At 53.6% G+C, this 19891-nt stretch carries 15 protein-coding genes and 2 pseudogenes; 5 read left to right on the plus strand and 12 right to left on the minus strand.

What is annotated here, in order from left to right; translation table 11 throughout:
- The first annotated feature begins 51 nt into the window (after positions 1-51).
- The 4 genes from KO497_RS09860 to KO497_RS09875 are packed head-to-tail and all read left to right on the plus strand — an operon-like array spanning position 52 to position 4269.
- Positions 52-738, plus strand: a complete 687-nt coding sequence (locus tag KO497_RS09860) for a CDP-alcohol phosphatidyltransferase family protein (protein ID WP_215943796.1) — start codon at positions 52-54, stop codon at positions 736-738.
- Positions 735-1919: an ABC transporter substrate-binding protein gene (locus KO497_RS09865; RefSeq protein WP_215943797.1), complete on the plus strand. Its 1185-nt coding sequence runs from the start codon at positions 735-737 to the stop codon at positions 1917-1919. Before KO497_RS09860 ends, KO497_RS09865 begins: the two co-directional genes overlap by 4 nt.
- Entirely contained in the window at positions 1916-3622 is a 1707-nt protein-coding gene (locus KO497_RS09870; protein WP_215943798.1) for an ABC transporter permease, read from the plus strand. The genes KO497_RS09865 and KO497_RS09870 overlap by 4 nt, the downstream gene beginning before the upstream one ends.
- Positions 3619-4269, plus strand: a complete 651-nt coding sequence (locus tag KO497_RS09875) for an ATP-binding cassette domain-containing protein (RefSeq protein ID WP_215943799.1) — start codon at positions 3619-3621, stop codon at positions 4267-4269. The genes KO497_RS09870 and KO497_RS09875 overlap by 4 nt, the downstream gene beginning before the upstream one ends.
- A 529-nt stretch (positions 4270-4798) precedes the next feature.
- Here KO497_RS09875 and KO497_RS09880 read toward each other — a convergent pair.
- From KO497_RS09880 to KO497_RS09915, 8 genes and pseudogenes are all read right to left on the minus strand, one after another.
- Entirely contained in the window at positions 4799-5842 is a 1044-nt protein-coding gene (locus KO497_RS09880; RefSeq protein WP_215943800.1) for a BspA family leucine-rich repeat surface protein, read from the minus strand.
- Between the two features lie 329 nt (positions 5843-6171).
- Positions 6172-6531: pseudogene (locus tag KO497_RS09885) on the minus strand (transposase); the annotation flags it as partial.
- Between the two features lie 204 nt (positions 6532-6735).
- The gene (locus tag KO497_RS09890; protein ID WP_215943801.1) at positions 6736-8232 is read right to left on the minus strand and encodes an ABC transporter substrate-binding protein; all 1497 of its coding nucleotides are present in this window, start codon (positions 8230-8232) and stop codon (positions 6736-6738) included.
- A gap of 23 nt (positions 8233-8255) precedes the next feature.
- Complete coding sequence (locus tag KO497_RS09895; RefSeq protein ID WP_215943802.1) at positions 8256-10301, minus strand: dipeptide ABC transporter ATP-binding protein; 2046 nt, start codon at positions 10299-10301, stop codon at positions 8256-8258.
- The gene (locus tag KO497_RS09900) at positions 10301-11140 is read right to left on the minus strand and encodes an ABC transporter permease (protein ID WP_215943803.1); all 840 of its coding nucleotides are present in this window, start codon (positions 11138-11140) and stop codon (positions 10301-10303) included. Before KO497_RS09900 ends, KO497_RS09895 begins: the two co-directional genes overlap by 1 nt.
- Entirely contained in the window at positions 11140-12099 is a 960-nt protein-coding gene (locus KO497_RS09905) for an ABC transporter permease (protein ID WP_215943804.1), read from the minus strand. Before KO497_RS09905 ends, KO497_RS09900 begins: the two co-directional genes overlap by 1 nt.
- A complete protein-coding gene (locus tag KO497_RS09910) occupies positions 12093-12956 on the minus strand; it encodes an SUMF1/EgtB/PvdO family nonheme iron enzyme (protein WP_215943805.1) in 864 nt (287 codons plus the stop codon). Before KO497_RS09910 ends, KO497_RS09905 begins: the two co-directional genes overlap by 7 nt.
- Positions 12950-14434, minus strand: coding sequence for a sulfatase-like hydrolase/transferase (locus tag KO497_RS09915; RefSeq protein WP_215943806.1), 1485 nt, complete (start codon positions 14432-14434; stop codon positions 12950-12952). Before KO497_RS09915 ends, KO497_RS09910 begins: the two co-directional genes overlap by 7 nt.
- Positions 14435-14554: 120 nt before the next feature.
- Here KO497_RS09915 and KO497_RS09920 point away from each other — a divergent pair, with 120 nt between their 5' ends.
- Positions 14555-15460, plus strand: coding sequence for a LysR family transcriptional regulator (locus KO497_RS09920; RefSeq protein WP_215943807.1), 906 nt, complete (start codon positions 14555-14557; stop codon positions 15458-15460).
- A gap of 43 nt (positions 15461-15503) precedes the next feature.
- On the opposite strand, the gene KO497_RS19285 is transcribed toward KO497_RS09920, so the two are convergent.
- The 4 genes and pseudogenes from KO497_RS19285 to KO497_RS19540 form a co-directional block, all read right to left on the minus strand.
- Complete coding sequence (locus KO497_RS19285) at positions 15504-15626, minus strand: hypothetical protein (protein ID WP_289846668.1); 123 nt, start codon at positions 15624-15626, stop codon at positions 15504-15506.
- Between the two features lie 104 nt (positions 15627-15730).
- On the minus strand, positions 15731-17230 hold the full coding sequence (locus tag KO497_RS09925; protein WP_215943808.1) for a hypothetical protein: 1500 nt from the start codon (positions 17228-17230) through the stop codon (positions 15731-15733).
- Positions 17230-18177: a hypothetical protein gene (locus KO497_RS09930; RefSeq protein ID WP_215943809.1), complete on the minus strand. Its 948-nt coding sequence runs from the start codon at positions 18175-18177 to the stop codon at positions 17230-17232. Before KO497_RS09930 ends, KO497_RS09925 begins: the two co-directional genes overlap by 1 nt.
- A gap of 294 nt (positions 18178-18471) precedes the next feature.
- A pseudogene (locus KO497_RS19540) lies at positions 18472-19589 on the minus strand (DDE-type integrase/transposase/recombinase).
- Between the last annotated feature and the right edge of the window lie 302 nt (positions 19590-19891).

Here is a 19891-nt window from a genome sequence, read left to right on the forward strand (position 1 = left end):
TTTTGATCGAAACCGTGGCGATGCAGCCCGCATCCATTTGGAAAAACGAAAATGTTTGATGCAAGAATTCAGCCGCTGCAAAAGCGCTTGCTTGATCGGCCAGCAACTTGGTTTGTCACGCGGGGCATAGGAGCAGATCAGATCACCATTGCCGGATTTGCCATCGGCCTTTTAGCTGTGCCGGCGATTGCCTTTGGCATCTATTGGGCGGGTTTGATTTTTCTTATCGTAAACCGTCTCGCGGATGGGCTTGACGGGGCAGTCGCGCGGATCTCTGGCCCAACAGATCGAGGCGCCTTCCTTGATATTGCATTGGACTTTGTATTTTACGCCGTGTTCCCGTTGGGGTTTGCCATTGCAACCCCTGCGAACGCTTTGCCTGCTGCCGTTTTGATTGCCGCCTTTGTTGGCACGGGATCGTCGTTTTTGGCATATGCTGCCATCGCGGCCAAGCGCGGTGACACAGCCGAGGCTTTCCCAACCAAAGGCATCTACTATCTTGGCGGCTTGACGGAAGGCTTCGAGACAATCGCTCTTTTTGTTCTGATGCTGCTTTGGCCTGCGCTGTTTCCTTTACTCGCCTATCTTTTTTCTGCGGCCTGTGTGCTCACCACCCTCTTGCGCTGGTCACATGGCTGGACCGCCTTCGCACCAATGGCCCTGAAGAAACAAAAGCCGCAGGATAGCAACGATACACGGCCACAGTCTCAATCAACTACAATACAGGACGTCTCATGAAACATTTTCTCATTGCCGCGCTCGCATTTTCGTTTGGCACACCTGCACAGGCCGATTGGCAGCAAACGCTTGATGAGGCGCGCGGCCAGACCGTGTATTGGAACGCTTGGGGGGGCGACGAGCGCACCAATGCGTTTATCGCTTGGGTGAGCGAACAGACAGAAGCGCAATATGGCGTGAAAGTCGAACAGGTGAAGCTGTCGAACACAGCCGAAGCCGTAACGCGCGTTATTTCTGAAAAGGCCGCGGGCCGCGATCAGGATGGCTCGATCGATATGATATGGATCAACGGGCCGAATTTTCTTGCGATGAAGGACCAAGGGTTGCTGCATGGCCCCTTCGTCGCAGACTTGCCAAATGCGCAGTATCTTGACCTAAGCCCGACGTCGGCAGCCTCAATCGATTTTACCGTGCCCGTTGAAGGTATGGAAAGCCCGTGGCGATTGGCCAAGTTCGTCTTTACCTATGACAGTGCCCGCGTTTCTGCCGTGCCGCGCACCATGGCTGATTTCGTCAGCTGGGCCGCAGATCACCCCGGCGGTTTCACTCATCCGGTCCCATCGAATTTTATGGGGGCAACTTTTCTGAAACAGGCGTTGATCGAACTGGCGCCCGATGCGTCGGTGTTACAAAACCCTGTCAGTAATGCCGCATACGGCGTGACGACAGCACCGCTTTGGGACTGGTATGATGCACTCCGCCCCAATATGTGGCGAGACGGCGAAACATTCCCTGAAAACGAGTCGATCCAGCAACAGATGTTAAACGACGGCGTGGTGGATATTTCTATGTCACTTGATCCCGCCTCAACCGCTGCGGCAATTGCCCAAGGACTTTTGCCAGAGACCGCCCGTGTTTTCGTGCCCGAAGATGGCAGCATCGGCAACATCAGCTTTGTCGCGATCCCCTACAACGCGGCGCATGCGGCAGGTGCCGAAGTCGTTGCAAACTTCCTCATCGCACCTGAGACCCAAGCGCATATGCAAAATATTGACGTATTGGGGTCGTTCTCTGTTCTGGACCCATCCAAACTGGATGCCCCTGCCCTAGCCACATTTGCGGCACTCCCAGCCTCCGATGCGCTTCCGACACTCGAAAGTTTGGGGCCTACACTTTTGGAACCTCATGCCAGTTGGATGACCCGACTGACAGAAGACTGGGCACGGCGCTATACGAAATGAACACTGACGGCCGTTATCTACGCTTAACCGTCCTGAGCATTGTCGGTTTTGGTCTCATGTTACCGATTTTTCTTGGGTTTTGGCAAACAGGACGCGCAGCCTTTGGCCTGTTTCCCGCTTTGGGGCGGGATACACTTTCGCTTGCGCCATGGCGCGAATTGGTAATGCTTCCGGGCTTTGGCACCAGCTTAAAACTAACGCTCGTGACAGGTGTTAGCGCCACTGTACTTTCGCTCTTGCTGGCCACAGGTTTTTGCGCGGCAGTTCATTCGCGGGTCACACCGGGGGCCGGAGCTCGCATGCTCACACCGTTTCTTGCCATTCCCCATGCTGCCCTAGCCGTTGGATTGGCCTTTGTTCTTGCCCCGTCTGGCTGGATCGCCAGAGGGCTTGCCCCCTTTGTCGGATGGGATCGTCCCCCTGATTTAGCGACAGTAAACGATACATGGGGTCTGGCCCTGATCGTTGGCTTGATGATCAAAGAAGTTCCATTTTTGCTTCTGGTGATCCTCTCGGCGCTGACCCAAATTCCTGTCGCCAAACATGTGTCGGCCGGACGCGCACTTGGCTATGGGCGCGGCGTTGTCTGGATTAAAATCATAATGCCGCAGGTTTGGCCAATGATACGGCTTCCCGTCTGGGTGGTTCTTGCCTATGCGCTCTCTGTCGTTGACGTTGCAATGATCTTAGGCCCGTCCAATCCGCCTACGCTGGCCGTCGCCATCACACGCTGGTTCAATGCCCCCGATCCGGGTCAGATTGTGCCAGCCTCGGCGGGCGCAATCTTGCAGGTCTTGATCATAGCCCTCGGCATAGCAGTGTTTATGTTGGGCGAACGCCTTATGCGCCGCATTGGGCGTTGGTGGTTGCGCCGCGGCGGACGTGGACTTTCGACGGAACCGGGTTTGCATTTGGCCAGCGTTATCACTGTGATTTTGATGGCAATCGGGATGTTGGCCATGCTTTCACTCCTGATTTGGTCTTTGGCATGGCGCTGGCCTTTTCCGCAATTTCTGCCGGAAAGTTGGTCCTTGCGATCATGGCTCAACAGCGCAAGCGGATGGCAACACGCCTTAAGCAATACAGTTTTCCTAGCAATAACGACAACGATGCTGTCGGTTGCGCTAGCGATTGCATGGCTCGAAGGTGAAGACCGCGCTCGACGGGGGCGTGCGGCATGGGCAGAAGCCTTGATCTATCTGCCACTTGTCATCCCACAGATCGGGTTTCTCTACGGACTTAACATCGCATTTTTGAAAATAGGCATATCGGGCGATATGACTGCCGTTATCTGGGCACAGGCGCTCTTTGTCTTTCCCTATGTGATGATTGCACTGTCAGATCCTTGGCGCGCCCTTAACCGCCGCACCTTGGACAGCGCAGCCGCCCTTGGTGCTGGTCCATTTAAACGGCTGGTGAAGATTAAATTACCCATATTGTTGCGTCCGATCCTCACCGCGACCGCCATAGGCGTTGCGGTTTCCGTAGCTCAATATTTGCCAACCCTCTTTATGGGCGCGGGCCGCATCGCAACGCTCACCACCGAAGCCGTCACCCTGTCGTCTGGCTCTGACCGGCGCGTCACTGGGGTCTATGCCGCATTACAAATAATGCTTCCATTTGTGGCCTATTTGGCCGCATTTCTGATACCCGCCTTCCGACACTGCAACCGCCGCGACCTGACCGGAGCCACACAAACATGAGTCTTGATCTAACCTCCCTTACGTTGCGAACCCCAAACGGGGAACTGCTCTTCGCGCCCCAAACGCTCAGCGTGCCGCTGGGCGATGTTGTGACTGTGATGGGCCCGTCTGGCGTCGGAAAATCGACGCTCTTAGATGCGATCGGCGGCCATCTGGCACATGGTTTCGGATGTTCAGGTTCGATTAAACTCAACGGGCGGGAAATAAGCACGTTACCGGCAGAAACCCGTCAGGTCGGCGTGATGTTTCAAGACGCTCACTTGTTTCCGCATCTCAGTGTCGGAGACAACCTCGCATTCGGATTACCTTCACATATCAAAGGGCGCGCAATGCGGCGCAGCACGGTCGAGGCAGCCTTAAAGCAAGCGGGCCTAGCCGGTCGTTACGATGACGATTCAGCGGCGCTATCCGGGGGGCAACGCGCGCGCGCAGCACTTATGCGCACCTTATTGGCCGAACCCGAAGCGGTTTTGCTCGATGAGCCATTTTCCAAACTTGATTCAAGCCTACGTGATGAAATACGGCATTTTACATTCTCGCACATTGCTGCACGCGGCATACCCGCGCTGATGGTCACACATGACGAAGCGGATGCTCATGTTACAGGAGGGCGTTGCCTTGCTTTAAAAAAGCCTGAGCGCGATTGATCCGGAACTGTTGGGGTCATCTGTATGGCACAAAGGGTTAACTCTCGGCGCATGGCCTTGTCGCCGTTTGGTTCCGGTCTCTTGCAAGCAATATTTGCTATGACGAAGAATTCGAATGGCAAAGGTAACGGCTATAACAATGCCATGGTTGAAACGCTCTTCAAAACCTAGTGATGCAGTGATCAAGGCTGATCTGATCTGGCGCAACCGAGGGGAAACACGTCACTTCAGGCGCCCAGTCGTTCCACTCAGCATAGGTGTCGACATGCCGACACCCCCGACCTTGGCGACTGGTCTCTACGCCGCAGTGCAGCTTCCCCGAAGTGGACATTGCTTGCCCGCCAGCCGAATGGCACGCCTGTGACGCGCGCTGTTTGGTCAGGTTTACAAATTCCGCTATCAAGACGGTGTGGGGATGGTGGATAATCGAGCACGTGGAGCGGCTCGAAAGTCAGTCACGTCCATACTGCGTTTGATTTTGGGGCCGTTCTCGCGGTGACACTTTTGCTGAGCCCAATTTTGACAAGGACTACAAGAACAACAACGCCACGCCCAATGCTGGCACGAGCGCCCAGATGAGAGCGTCGGCAATATCAAAGCCGTCATCATCGTCTTCTGTCTCAGGGTCATCGATAATGCCGTCGTCCGTATCCGTGTCGTCATTCGTGGGTTCGGCTTTGCTGTCAAAAGTCCAGCCGTGGTCGTTCGCAAGCGCCTCGCGCGCTTCCAGTGAGGCATCAGAATAGGTCAGCCCCGCCATACCCAAAGTGACGCCGTCTTGCAGACCCCCGCCGTCCAGCGCCTGCTGGTACCAACCGTTCAACGTGGCATCAAAGTTCTCGGTCGACAGGCCAGACCCGTCCAACATGTTGTCCATTTTGGTGACGTTCGAGATGTCCCAATCACCAAGGTCTTGGTCAAAACTGGAGGCCCCTTTGAACATGCCCTCCATGTCAGTGACGTTTGACGTGTCCCAGCCGCTGATGTCTTGGTTAAAGTCTTCAGCGTCGCGAAACATACGGCCCATGCGGGTGGCGTTGGAGGTATCCCAACCGCTGATGTCTTGATCAAAGCTTGAGGCTCCGTCGAACATAGCGGACAGGTAGGGCGCATTAGAGACATCCCACCCGCCAATGTCTTGGTTAAAGCTCTCTGCGCCGTAGAACACGCCTCTCATGATGGTGACGTTCGATGTGTTCCACCCGCCGATGTCTTGGTTAAAGCTCTCTGCGCCAGAGAACATTTGCTGCATATCGGTGACGTTGGATGTGTCCCAGCCGCCTAAATCTTGATTGAATCTCACTGCGCTACTGAACATGTACCCCATGTTGGTGACGTTAGTTGTATCCCATTCGCTGATGTCTTGGTCAAAGCGGCTTGCGCTTTCGAACATGTAACTCATATCGGTTACATTCGAGGTGTCCCAGTCACCGATGTCTTGGTCAAAGCTGTCGGTTTCAAAGAATAGGCCAGACATATCGGTCACGTTTGAGGTGTCCCATAGGATCACATCCTCAGTGATATTGTTGCTGTATTCAAACCAAAATGACAGATCTGTGCTTGGGGCCAACATGGGAACCTCTAACTCCAAAATTTAGTCTTTAAATATCTATAAACTTGGGCGCATATTGGGCGCTTAGTGAGCCACGTCAAGGCAGTGTCAAGGATGTGATTGGAAACAATGGGTTTCCCCCGAGCTTGCGAGCGGGGCTGTTGTTTCGGGCACACATGCGGCGCGGGTTTTGGGCGTAAAAATCTTTAAAACATGTAAGGTGGCGGGGGAGAAGCTTTAAGCTTTTGCAAGATCGCGCCGCAAAGTCTGTTAAGTTTTACAAAGACGGACGGGGCAACGCACGCTAGGGTAACGCAAAAAAATTAACACGGGATGCAAGAAAACGTGCCCCGGGCAACGGTCTTCTCAAACAGATGGCGCAGCAATGCGCTCTCACGGAAACGACCATGCCGGTTCTTGGAAAATGTCGAATGATTTGGCACCGGATCAGATAAATCTAGGCGGCAGAACCAATGATACGCGAGGTTCAAATGGACTTCTTCGCACAGCCGACGCTCTGAGCGGATGCCGCAGCAACAGCCCACCAAAAGCATCCGGATCAGTAGCTCAGGATCAATGGATGGACGGCCTGTGTGGCTATAAAAATCGGACAGATACTGGCGGATATCACTTAGATCAACGAACCGATCAATTGACCGCAAAAGGTGATTTTGCGGCACGTGATCTTCCAGCGAGAACTCGTAGAACAGTGCGCCCTACGCTTCCTGTTTTGGTCCCATCATCATTCAATCCCCCGCTGCCAGAGAGAAATTGAATCAGCCATGAGCCGTCAAATCAACAAGAGTTTTTCAACAGAACTCGCCCCTATTGTCTATTTCCTGCAATGCCGCGTAGGTCTATTTTAACTGATACGTTGTTTGGGCCCGGAACATCCGGGCCCAGATCTCACAAGCTTATTCTGAGATTGTCGCTTTCTCGAAGATTGCGAAACCGTCGGCGCTCCAACCGATGTCATTGACTTCATCTTGGCTGACGAACAGCCGGACGCGTGGAATGATTGGTAGAACGAAGCGGTCTTCGCGGAAGATGCGCGCAACTTCTTTGTAGGCTGCTTTGCGCTCTTCGAGAACGGGAGTTGATCCACCAGCTTTAACGGAAGCGGCGTAGGCTGGATTTTCATAACCAGTGATGTTGCCGTCTGGGCGGAATACAACTGTTGTTTCCAAAAGCGCCGATGGGTCTTTGCCTGCGCGACCAAATGCATGACTAGCAATCTCGTATGACCGCTCGTCAACATATGTTGAGCGATAGCCAACAGCATCGACGTTCTCGATGGAAAGATTGATACCGACTTTCGCCAGATCCGCCTGCAGGATTTCTGCGATGGTTGTGTATTCCGTGCGGATTTCCGTTGACGTCAGGATCTTGAGTTCAATCGGCAAGGTCTCGCCCGAAGCCTCCAACGCAGCCCGTGCTTTATCCAGATCGTATTCGCAGTTGTCGTATTCCGCAACGTAGGCGATCGAATTTGGGTTGTAGGGCAGACACCATGTCGTGCCCTCAGGCCCAAAGAACAACTGCGCAATACGTTCGCGATCGAGCGACAGATCAATAGCCTCGCGCACTAACGGATTCTGCAATGCAGGAACTTTGAGGTTAAGAGACAAATCATGCGCAACACCGGATGGCGCGCTACCTGTAGTGAAATTCTCATCGCGGCTAAAGGGCAGCACATCGATCCAGCCCAACTCGGTCACCAGATCCAATTCGCCACTCTTGAGCGCCAAAAGCTCAGCTTGTTGGTTGGGCGACGTAACGATTTCAACGGCATCTAGGCTTGGCGCACCATTCCAGTAAGCATCATTGCGATCAAGACGCGTGAGAGTGCCAGGTTCATGACTGGCAACCTTGAACGGGCCAGTGCCATTGGCGGTTTGGCTGAAATCTGATGCAGTATCTCCATCAACGATAAAGAACAGTTCAAACAAGTCGAACACACCAGGGAAAGGCTCTTCAAAAGTCATAACGACAGTATGATCATCCGGTGTTTCAAGGCTGATAACGCGCTCTGCAAAACCGCGGATAAGCGCACCATTGGCGGGGTCAAGAACATAATCCATGGATGCTTTAACATCTGCTGATGTGAAGGCCTTGCCTGAGTGGAATGTAACACCGTCGCGCAGCTTCATGGTCAATGTCAAACCATCGTCAGAAAACTCCCAGCTTTCTGCGAGACGTGGTTCAGGGGACATATTTGCATCATAGCGTGTCAGCGTATCATACAGATTGTTAACCATCGGCTCGGAAGCTGGAGCCAACACAAAAGGATTTAGATTTGGCAGCGTTGCCGTTTGTCCAAGGCGCAGCACGCCGTCCGCAGATGCGGTTCCAGCCGCTGCGAGAAAGGCAGCCGCGGCTATCGTTGATATTAGTTTTGATTTGATCCTCATAGTATTCTCCTCCAATGTTGCGTCTATGGTGACTTTGTTATTTTTGGTCGTGGTTTTTGGCCGCCCGTTGTTGCCAAGGTGGCAAGGCGGTCAAGGTCATCTCTGTAATGACAGGACACGCGATGCCCGCTGGAAGAAACATCCGTCAGTTCAGGCACTTGTGCGCTGCAACGTTCGTCTGCCAATGGACAGCGCTTGCGAAAGCTGCATCCTGACGGGATATTCGCAGGGTTTGGCGGAGCACCGGACACAACGAATTTCCCTTTTGTTCGGTCTTTTGGATGGTCCGCAGGGATCGATGCCAAAAGCGCGCGCGTGTAGGGGTGGCGCGGAAAGGCGAAAACCTCTTCGCAGGGGCCGATCTCGACCAACTTGCCAAGATACATGATGGCGATCCGATCCGAGACATGGCGCAAAACACCAAGGTCATGGGCGATAAAGATATACCCAGCGTCACTGGTGCTGCGCAGATCATCCAGCAGATTGACCACCTGCGCCTGCACGGACACGTCAAGCGCCGAAGTTGGCTCATCCAAAAGAACCACCTGAGGATCAAGTGCCAGTGCACGCGCAATTCCCACCCGTTGGCGTTGCCCCCCCGAAAGCTCGGACGGTCGACGGTTTAGGTAGTGATCTGCGAGCCCAACAGATTTGATCAACTCTGCGGTCTTTTCGGCAATGCGTTTGGGGGCCCACCCTGCGATTTGCATTGGTTCGGCGATAATCGCACCGATTGTCATGCGCCGATCCAGTGATGATGTCGGGTCCTGAAACACCATCTGAATGTCGCGTCTGGCATCACGTAACGCGCGGCCCTTAAGACCGGACAATTGGCGACCATCGACCTCAATCTTGCCAGTTGTCGGCGTCGAAAGTCCCATCGCAAGACGGGCGAGTGTCGATTTTCCGCAACCCGACTCTCCGGCCAAACCCAGCGTTTCGCCGCGCCGCAGTTCCAAATTGACCCCGTTAACAGCATGAACACTGCCAAACGACTTCGTAAGATCTTCGATCTTAAGGACGACATCGCCAACGGCTTTGCGGTCTTGTGTTAACGAAATGGCGTCGGATGTGTCCGCTCCAATCTTGAGTATCTCTTCATACCGATGACAAGCCACGGCGCGCGTATCGCTAAAGCGAGCCAGAGTCGGGCGATCTGTTTTGCAAATATCGATTGCGTGTTCACAGCGCGGATGGAATGGACATCCCGATACGGCATCAGCCGAAGACGGTGGCAAGCCCGGAATGGAGGCTAGTCGAGCCTTGTCTCGTGTCGATGAAGGGCGGCTTTCCAGCAACGCACGCGTGTAGGGGTGTGCAGGCGCATCAAATAGATCAGCAACCGGTGTTTCCTCGACGACCCGACCTGCATACATAACAATCACACGTTCGGACAATTCAGCCACCAGACCAAGATCGTGCGTGATGACCACCGATGCGACAGCATGGTTTTCCTGCAAATCGCGGATCACACCAACAATCTGTGCCTGCACCGTCACGTCCAACGCGGTCGTTGGCTCGTCGGCGATGATGATGCCCGGCTCACCCGCCAACGCCATTGCGATCACCGCGCGCTGTCGCATGCCACCCGAAAATTCATGCGGGAATTGCGTGACACGTAGCTCTGGGTTTGGCATTCCGGTTTCGCCAAGTAAACGCAAAGCAATTGCGTTGAGCGTGTCTTGGCGCACACTGGCATCGTGAACAGCAATCGTTTCCGAGACTTGTTCACCAATGCGCATTGTCGGATTGAGCGAGGTCATTGGATTTTGAAACACCATCGAAATCTCAGTGCCGCGCAATGTCGCAAGCCGTGTGTCTGTGGCGCCAACGAGGTCTTCACCGTTGAGTGTGATGGCATCTGCTTTGATAATTGCAGTCGGCGGCAACAGTCCCATCGCCGCGAGCATGGTGACAGATTTTCCAGAGCCCGACTCGCCCACAACGGCAACCGCTTCACCGGACTTGATCGACATGCTGACCCCGTCAACCACATGACGAAGACCGTCTTCGGTGCGAAAGGAAACGCTCAGATTTTCGACCGCAAGGATATCTGGAATAGGTTTCATCACTTGCCACCTCCTGTAACATGGTTTGGGTCAAGGCGGTCGCGCATGGCATCTGCGATCAAGTTGATGCCTACAACAACAAGCGTCAGCGCCAATCCTGGAAAAATGGCATAGGCAGGAACGATGTCGATAAAGCGCAACGAGTCGGCCAGCATTTGCCCCCAGCTGGGCGTGGGAGGTTGAACACCCAGTCCAAGGAACGAAAGACCTGCTTCGAGCAGGATAGCAATGCCGACCGACAGGCTGGCTTGCACCACAAGCGGACCCATGGCGTTCGGGAGAATGTGGCGCAGCATGATGCGGCCACTACTGGCCCCCATCGACGCGGCAGCTTCCACATATTCTTGACGTGCCTCAATCATTGCCAATGCGCGCGCTAGTCGAGCAAAAAGCGGCGACTGAGCGATGGCGATGGCGATGGCGACCTGAACGAAGCCAGGGCCAAGTATAGCGACAACAGCCGCGCCCAGAAGGATCGCAGGAAAGGCACTGATTGCATCTGACAGGCGCATCATCACGGCATCTGCCCAGCCGCCCAAATAGCCAGCCATGATCCCCATGAAGATGCCCAGAAACGCCCCCAGAACCACCGAAAGTGCGCCAGCGAACAACGATACCCGCGCGCCAAAAAGCGTTCTGGTATAGATGTCGCGCCCCAGAAGATCTGTGCCAAATGGATGCGCCCAAGACATGCCTGATAGTGTGGCACCCCGTATCTGTTCGTTCGGCCCGTAAGGCGTAAGCAAAGGCGCGAAAGCTGCAAAGAGAATAACAAACGTCAGCAGGATCAACCCGACACGACCGCCACGGTGGCGCCAAAGATAGGTCAGCATATCCATCAGACTTTCCCTCCAGCAGAGCTGCGTACGCGGGGGTCAAACAAGCCATAGGACAGGTCGATCAAAAGGTTGACCGCCATATAGATGACAACGAAATACATCAGTGTTCCTTGAACCAGCACGACGTCGCGGTTCTTGATTGCCTCGACAGTCAACCGCCCAAGTCCGGGCCAGTTGAACACTGCCTCGATCAGAACAGCACCACCTAGCATTTGACCAAAGCGAAGGCCCAACACCGTCAGTACAGGGATCGCAGCATTGCGCGCGATATGCCTCCGCATCAGCCAGTTTTTTCCCACACCTTTGGCGCGTGCCACGGTGACATAATCACGCGACAGTTCATCCAGAACGCTAGCGCGCACCAAACGGGCGATCATCGCAATTGAATCCAATGACAGGGCAACCGCAGGCATAATAAGATACTGCAAGGCGTTCAGCGGATCTTCGCTAAACAACTTGCGTCCGCCTGAAGGCAACCATCCGAGCCAAACCGCAAAAGTAATGATACCAAGGATGCCGAACCAGAAGTTCGGGATCGACAGAACAAACGAATTGGCCGCCGTAATGGCCCCGTCTACCCATGTGCCTTGACGTTGCGCGGCGACAATGCCGACCATAATGCCGAAAAAAGACGCTATCAGGATTGCGGCAAAAGCCAGTTCCAGCGTAGCGGGCAAACGGGTGGCAATGAGTTCCGAAACGGGGCGACCGATGATATAGGAAACGCCCAAATCCCCCTGAAGCGCCGCCAGTGCCCATTTGACATATTGAACGGGTAACGGCTGATCGAGACCAAGTTTACGGCGCAACGCGTCAACAACTTCGGGGGTTGGGTCGGGACCTGCAAGCACGGTCACCGCATCTCCCGGCACCAGATACATGATCAGAAAGACCAATATTGAAACCAAGACTAAAACGACCAAGGCCTGAATAACCCGTGTAGCGATATAGTTTAACATTTGGGTTCGCTCCGATCTGTCCAGACGAGGCGAAATCCAATGTGGTTGGTCGGTGTGACACCGTTCTGGGGATGGCGCGCGGCGGGACGGTAGCGCTGGCAATGGACAGGTGCACAAAGGTGCGATCCGCCCTTAATGACGCGCATATCCGCGCCATCACTTGTGCCGCAGCAACTGTCAGAGCGACGGTGGGATCCGGTATATTTGTCTGCGGTCCATTCCCAAACGTTGCCGATCATGTCGAATAGCCCTGCGGGATTAGGTGCATACTGCCCTGCGGCAGAAGTGCCCCATGGCGCAAGTCCCGCTTCGCGCGCAAAAGGAAATCCGCGCGCCCAAATGTTGGCGGCACGGCGCCCCTGAGGCAACAGCTCATCGCCCCATATAAAATTTTTCCCATCTTGGTCGAAACTGGCTGCGTATTCCCATTCTGCCTCGGTCGGGAGCCGCGCCCCCGCCCACTTGGCATAGGCCGCAGCATCTGTGTGCGTGACCTGCACCACAGGATGTGCGTTGTGGGCCATCGTCATCGCATTGCGCCCATCGGGCTTGCGCCAATTCGCGTTTGGGACAGCGGCCCAGCAGTCTGCGATTGACCTAAAATTATCCAGATCTTCGGCAGCGGAAAACACAATGGCGGACCCATTTTTCTCCGCGTCGGTGACGTAGCCGGTGTCCTCTATGAAGACCGTAAAATCGACGTTGGTCACCGGATGTGCAGCGATCCGGAACCCGTCGACGCTTCGCAGATGACGCGGTGCCTCTTCTGGATAATGCCGGTCCGAACCAGCCCAATAGGTGCCGCCTGACAGGTGGACCGCATCAGGTCTGGTGTTATTTACAGCCGCGACTACCAATTTGACACCCGCGGTTGAGACCGGTCCTCGGTATGATCCAGCACGTTCAACAACTGGTCCTTCATGCGTTCGCGTAAATCGCGATGCTCTGGCATGTGGTATAGGTTAACCAACTCGTCAGGGTCCGCATTTAGATCATAAAGCTCGCCGTCCATCACGCGGGCGGTGGCGGGTGGGCCATGCCAGATCACCAACTTCCACTGTTCGTAGCGCAGCATGGTCGTATGCACGGGGGGCGTCGCCTGATGTCCACTGTCGCGATATTCGCAAAGCGCCCAATCGCGCCAATCGGGCGCATCCGAAAACAGCCCCATAAGGGATGCTCCCTGCGCCGACGTTGTGCCTTTGGCCTTGCTGGCATCCAAATAGGTTGCTGTCAAATCGATCCACTGCACAATGTTATCAACATTCTCGCCTGCCGGTACTTGCCCCGGCCAGCGCAGGATCAATGGGACGCGCGTGCAGGCATCATACATCATTGGACCCTTGAGCATGATGTCATGATCGCCCAACATTTCACCGTGATCTGACGTAAAGACCACCAAAGTATTGTCTGCCTGTCCGCTAGCCTCTAAGGCGTCCAGAATGCGCCCGACCTCCCAATCCACCATGGCAATCATGGCGTAATAGGCGGCGCGGACCTCCTTAATTTCTTCGGTTGCATATTCTTGAAAACCTGGGGCATGACCGCCATAGGATTTGGCCGAGTATTGACCTTGAACTTCTGGCTTGGTCGCCAATTCGCCCTCGGCGCGTGCCGGCAACGGGATCGCATCGGCATCAATAAGCTTGCGGAATTCCTCAGGGGCACCGAACGGATGATGCGGATCAAAGAAATTGGCGATCAAAAAGAACGGCTGATCTTCCTCGCGGGCGTCATCCTCGACAAAGGCAATGGCGCGCTCGGCGACCCAATGGCTGAAATGCGCCTCGACGGGGACAACATTCATCGGGGTGGCCCCACGAGATTTATTGCCCGCTTCCGCATTGTCAGGATCACCTTCACTGGGAAACACGCTGGTATAAACATCTGGATGATTCTTCTTCAACCAACGCAGGTAAGCATTCTGCGGCGAGCGGTGGATCGGATCATGCGCCCATTCAAAAACACGAAACCCATCATCCAAACGCTTTTCGGTCTGCCATCCCTCGCACGCAGACAAGTGCTGTTTGCCAATCATTCCGCAATCATACCCAGCATCCGCTAGCACACGCGTGAACATTTTGCGGTGATCCGGTAACGCCACGCCATTGGCCCAAAGACCATGATTCCGAGCATACATGCCAGTGAACAATGAGGCACGCGACGGGCTACAGATCGTATTCTGGACATAGCAGTTCTTAAAAACCGCACCTTGTTCCGCAAGCCGGTCCAAGTTGGGAGTATGAGCGTGAAGATTGCCATAACAACCAAGCGTATCAAAGCGTTGCTGATCGGTGCACAGCATTAGGATGTTAGGTGCAGACGGTTTGATCATGTGAATTGTTCCCCCGGACCAGTCGATCTGGCCTGTTAGGACAACTTTACACATAACATATCAATGAAATCCAATAATAATTGCTGGCATTGCGATGCATTTTTGTAATACCAATTCTTGATGAACCTGACTCATCTCAAATTTTTCATCGCTGTTGCCGAACATGGTTCGACGACCAAAGCTGCCGAAGCCCTTCATATTACACAGCCTGCTGTGACACGTGGAATTCGGCAGCTTGAAGACGAGTTGAAAGTGGAATTATTCGAACGCTTGCCGCGTGCCATGCGCCTCACCCGTTTTGGCGAGGGCTACCTGCGTCACGCTCAGGCCGTCTTTGTACAACTCGAAAATGCACGCGATGAAATGCGCCATCTCGCGGACAACCCGGTTGAAGAAGTGGTCATCGGCGCAGGGCCAACATGGTTGATGGGCAACCTACCTGCGATCGTAGGCGAGCTGACACGCAACTACCCGAATGTTTCGGTTCGTGTCAGGGGTGGGTATGATCAGCAATTGCTTGCAATGCTAAATCGCGGTGAGGTTGCGTTCATCCTTACAGAAACATCTGATGTCAAACTGTCCGCCGAATTGGATCAGGAACCACTTATTCATTGTGACTATGTCGTGGCTTGCCGCCATGATCATCCGCTTGTTGCGCGCAAAAAAGTTCCCTTGAATGATCTTTTGCGTTTTCCTTGGGCGATGCCTGATCAAGCTGTTAACGCACTAGAGCGGCTGGAAGGTATCTACTTGGCCGAAAGCCTACGCGCCCCCTCGCCGCGTATTCGCTCTACATCGCTTAGCTTTATTCTTAAACTTCTTAGCACGTCAGATGCACTTGCCTTTGTAGTCCGGTCCTCGCTTGGTGAGATAGCCCCAGACCGTATAGCCACGGTCGATCTTGATCGCCCGATGCCTATTCGTCATGCGGGGATTGTGAAGCGCAAGGCGGCTTGGGAAAGTCCCGTGGTAACAGATCTCATCGAAATGCTACGCGCAGATTGCAAAAAGAACCCCGTGCAATAATGGGTTTGCCCGCAGACATACCGCTCCGCTAGGGTTTCCGAAATCAGGATGTTTCCAACATCTGTGCCATCAACATAAAGCGAACCACGCTGACACCCGAAATTGCAGCTTTTTGTGCCATCCGTACCGCATCACGCCGAAACTCGAGTGTGTATCTCGTTGCCATTCTTAATCTCCTTCATAGCAAACATTGCTCGAAAGAGACCGGAACTAAAACGGGGCTAGACCATGATCGACAGCTTCTTATCGATTCCTAAATTGGTCACCTTATTACTTGCCCGTTAACCCCCAGCCCGAACAGAAATGGCCTTGCGTGTTACCTATGGGGTAAAATCCATTGCGTACGATTTCACCGAGTTCGAAATTCTCGTCCGACAAATATGTCGTACCATGCCAATTTTCCTCAACGATGAACTTATAACAACCGGAATATGGTGCCGGGTTCAGCCGTTCCTGCTCGCCATCGTAGATTGAAATTAGTAGCGGCATGCCCTTGTATTCGTTCCGTACTTTGTCGCGGTAGGTGACGTTTTCTATCCTGGCCCCTCCTTGCTTGCAGGGCAAAGCAAATTGACTGACAACGTCTGTTTCTATGAGATCCGAAGACGGGCCGGTAGGGTCAAGCACGTCGAACACTGCAAAACCACCCTCGCACATCACCAACTTAGTACTGATGACCCCAAAACCTTTGTAAAATACCGAGTATTTTTCTCGGAACTCGTTTACGGGTATGTCCGATCCTTCTGCAAATACCTTGAAACGGCTGCCGTCCCATTTGGCCGTATAAGGGCCGCGGAAATTTGGTTCATATCCTTGGGGCAAACTGGCAGGATCGATCCCGCGTGATTTAAAATTAGCAGCTTCGTTCTGGGCAAACTCCCGCATTCGATGAGCGTCGCGGACCGCAACGCGATAGGGCTCTGGGTTGTCCTGAGGGATGAACCGCTGTGGGAGATTGCTCAGCTTTTCAAATTCCCGTTCCAGCACGTCTATCGCACGATCGGCATCGGGCCCAATCCAGTTGACCCCCGCAATTACAGTGACAGTCGATTGGGTTGTGGCCTTGAACTCATGGCCAGTGCTACGCCGGATACCTTCGGCTAGATGCTTATTCGCGGCAAGCAGCCCATAGATCTGCGGAGACTTGTCGTACTTCTTGTACCATTCATGCAGATCGAACTGGGTAACGTCGTGATTGACGATCTTTGCATCTACCAACGTCATCGGGTTGGCTAACCGTTCCTTCGCGTCCTGCTCAGATAGATATTCCGACATGTTTTCCGTGTACGAAAACACCCTATTCCAATCCGGCGAACCGGGCACATTGAAAGACCATGTGTTGCCATCGCCGACCGCGGGAATGCCGATATCACTGCGCAGATAGATGTCACGGTAGAAAAGCGGCGAAGACAGCCTGTAGACGATCTCCATATTGTAGAGGCGAGGTTTGAGCTGCCCCGCAACGGGCAATTGCGACAGCAGTTTTTTGCTGTACACGCCGGTATTGAACACTGGAACCGACACAAAGCTAAGGCCAGGGACAATTTCGTACTTAAAACGCGTAGAAATCACCGGCTCGCCCATCAGGATGCCAGTGCGCAGTTCTGTAGACCACGTGCTTACCAGTCGTACGTTATCATCCCCGCCGCTGTAGAAGGCCGTCTGCGCGCCATCTTCGTCGTGGCGCAGGATTTGCTGTGCCATCGCCATGTCACCATATGCCAGAAATAGAAGTGACAGGCAGCCAACAAGGTATTGAATCTTCCGCATCAGTCGGTCCCTATCCAATCATTAAAGTCCTGACGAGAGAGGTCAGTCGGCGTTGGCGTGCGGCCATTATCAACAACAGCAAGATCTTGCTGAAGGACCTGAAGCCGGACGCTTAATGTGGCACCATATCGCTGCGCCTCGTCTGCGCCGCCGATAAGACCCGCCACAGTTGCCGCAAGCCCCTCGACCCCTTCGGTGATACCCCTTTGAAAATCTTTGGCTAAGACGGCGAATGAGATCACGAATGGCAAGATAATGCCGGACATGAATAGCAAGACGACCTTATAGGGTTTGACCCGTTTCGTCGGGGTCAGTTGCCATAGCCCGTCCGGCGCGGCTGCCGCTGTTTTGGCGGCTTTTGCCTGCACTTGCGCATTGGATTTGGCGGCGCGCACAGCCGGTTGTTTTCGACGCGCCCGCGCAGCCTTGGGCGGCGTTGTCCTTTTCGGGGCGGGCGTGATCGTGGAGCGTGGCGCTGAGGGGAAATGCCCCTCCTCATATTGGAACAACAGCTCCGGCTTCTTCAAAATATCGCCGGGGTTCAGCAACAGAGCAAGAACCTTGCCTGATGTCGGCACGCTGATGGCACTACGTTTGCCGTTCGCATCCTCGAGGTAGACGATGCTGTCATCCGGTCCAATCCCGTCCCCAACGTCGACCAAATACCTTGTGACACGCATCGGATAGAGCTCCGCAACGGGTGGCGACCTGACCAATATCTTGTTATCTGGCGCGCGCGGGGCGTCTTCGGGCACCGTTTCCAAATAGTCGAACAGTCCCGTCTGTTCATGCAAAACATCCCCTTCATTCAACAGCTGTCTGAAAAACGTCCCAGTAGTCGGTGGCCCGATCCCCAGACGATTGCCGGACTTGTCTTGCAGGAGAACGACGGCAACACCGGGCCTGAGAACATCCTCAGGACCAATGAGAATTTCGAGAATCTGCATCGGATACAAGTCCGCATTGGCAGGTGAATTTATGAGAGTTCTATCCATTAAAATTCATAGACACTTAAGTCTCTCGCAATACTCTTTCAAAGAATTCACTTATCCTTTGAAATGCTGATGGCAAAAATACTGAGGCAAACGGTAGGGGAGCTCGACGTCGAAATCAAGACGCAGATGTTCCGACCTATGGATAATTAAGGACATGTTGATTAGTCGCGCATTTCCTAGGCGCCTAAAGTGGTCCTACATTTCTGGCCAGTTTTGCGGCTCAGCTAAGATGTAATCAGTTCAGTTTCATGCCGCCTTCTGGGATCGTTCTGTGCCAAAGATTGCGTTGTCTGGGGTTCGCTTGTCGAGAGCCGTGTGCGGTCGCTCAGAGTTGTAGAAGCTGATCCAGTCTTTAATCACCCGTTTGGCTTGGAAGCCATCCTGTAATTCGTGCAGGTAGACGGCCTCTTGCTTCAATGAACGCCACAGCCGTTCGATGAAGATGTTGTATCGCCCCCGCCCATCTATTACCGGCAGTGCATTGGCAAAGCCAATGTCACGAGAGGCATCGATATTTTGACATCCGCGTCAGCCAAAGTGGTGATCCAGGCTGAACCTGTGAACCGCGATCCTTGATCCGTATTCACAATCTTCGGCTTGCCCATTGCCTGGCAGGGTATGCGAAGCATGCACGAGAAGGGTATTTTGCGATGGCCTCGTTTAAGGCGTCAACACAGAAGCTGGCGTCCACTCGACCATTGTCCTCGGACCAATGGCGGACAAGGTCTCGTTGTTCGAGAGCCGCCATGCCAACACCTTGCGCGTGACCCAATCCATGATCGCGACCAGATACAAGAACCCACGGCGCACTGGAATGTAGGTGATGTCGCTGCACCCGCTGCCCAGCAGCACATGTTTACATGTGCGAGAGGGGAAGAACGGGTATTTGGTGAAGACCTGATCAATCTCATTCATAAGTTCCAGCGTCTCAGCATTCACACCAACCGGCGTATAATACAGCGACGACCGGCTGATCTTCAGCAACTTGCACTGTTTCGTCAAGCTCAGGTCTGTGCGGTCAGCGTTGATCAACGCCTTGCGTTCGGTCGGGCTCATCGCCTCTCGGGACATTGCTGCGCAATACCCTGCCGGTAATACTTCAGCCCTTGTGACAAAAAATCGTTTTCGACCGCCAGCTTTCCGATCTTGGCATGAAGCTCTCTGACCTCAGCCTCGTTATCTTCGGCCCGCCGAACTTTATCGGAAAATACACCGGCCAGCCCGTCGATCGCCTGTCGTTTCCACGTCGTCACCCGTGTTGCCGGTAATAGATGAACCTTGTGCTTGGCTACAATCACTTGCGCCGTCTTGTCTCCACGAAGCGCCTCAAGCGCCCCTTCATATAAAGCCGGATAATCCGTCAGCGCATCTCAGTTTTAAAACGCTTCAGGTTTGTTTGTTTTTTCAGTTTCTCGGTTTTTGAAGGTTTTTTTAGTTTTTGGGTTTCGTCTTAAAAAGAACAAATAATTTTTTTCGGTTTTTTACAAACAGGCAGATGAGAGATTTTTTGGTTTTTTAAGTTTTAGAGCAGACAGATAAAATCCGGATTTTTTCCAGCTTTTTAATATTTGATTTTTTATAGCTATTTTTATGCATCAACAGTGAAGCAAAATTTTTGATAAAGTTTTTCGACACGACAGTTATCCACAACATTCCGACATTCAGC

It is taken from the genome of Pacificibacter marinus (assembly GCF_018860665.1).
GTDB lineage: Bacteria > Pseudomonadota > Alphaproteobacteria > Rhodobacterales > Rhodobacteraceae > Celeribacter > Celeribacter marinus_A.

Bases quoted from the DNA above. Each gene is read 5' to 3' on its own strand.
- KO497_RS09860 (WP_215943796.1), top strand. From the start codon at position 52: ATGTTTGATGCAAGAATTCAGCCGCTGCAAAAGCGCTTGCTTGATCGG.
- KO497_RS09865 (WP_215943797.1), top strand. From the start codon at position 735: ATGAAACATTTTCTCATTGCCGCGCTCGCATTTTCGTTTGGCACACCT.
- KO497_RS09870 (WP_215943798.1), top strand. From the start codon at position 1,916: ATGAACACTGACGGCCGTTATCTACGCTTAACCGTCCTGAGCATTGTC.
- KO497_RS09875 (WP_215943799.1), top strand. From the start codon at position 3,619: ATGAGTCTTGATCTAACCTCCCTTACGTTGCGAACCCCAAACGGGGAA.
- KO497_RS09880 (WP_215943800.1), bottom strand. From the start codon at position 5,842: ATGTTGGCCCCAAGCACAGATCTGTCATTTTGGTTTGAATACAGCAAC.
- KO497_RS09890 (WP_215943801.1), bottom strand. From the start codon at position 8,232: ATGAGGATCAAATCAAAACTAATATCAACGATAGCCGCGGCTGCCTTT.
- KO497_RS09895 (WP_215943802.1), bottom strand. From the start codon at position 10,301: ATGAAACCTATTCCAGATATCCTTGCGGTCGAAAATCTGAGCGTTTCC.
- KO497_RS09900 (WP_215943803.1), bottom strand. From the start codon at position 11,140: ATGGATATGCTGACCTATCTTTGGCGCCACCGTGGCGGTCGTGTCGGG.
- KO497_RS09905 (WP_215943804.1), bottom strand. From the start codon at position 12,099: ATGTTAAACTATATCGCTACACGGGTTATTCAGGCCTTGGTCGTTTTA.
- KO497_RS09915 (WP_215943806.1), bottom strand. From the start codon at position 14,434: ATGATCAAACCGTCTGCACCTAACATCCTAATGCTGTGCACCGATCAG.
- KO497_RS09920 (WP_215943807.1), top strand. From the start codon at position 14,555: ATGAACCTGACTCATCTCAAATTTTTCATCGCTGTTGCCGAACATGGT.
- KO497_RS19285 (WP_289846668.1), bottom strand. From the start codon at position 15,626: ATGGCAACGAGATACACACTCGAGTTTCGGCGTGATGCGGTACGGATG.
- KO497_RS09925 (WP_215943808.1), bottom strand. From the start codon at position 17,230: ATGCGGAAGATTCAATACCTTGTTGGCTGCCTGTCACTTCTATTTCTG.
- KO497_RS09930 (WP_215943809.1), bottom strand. From the start codon at position 18,177: ATGCAGATTCTCGAAATTCTCATTGGTCCTGAGGATGTTCTCAGGCCC.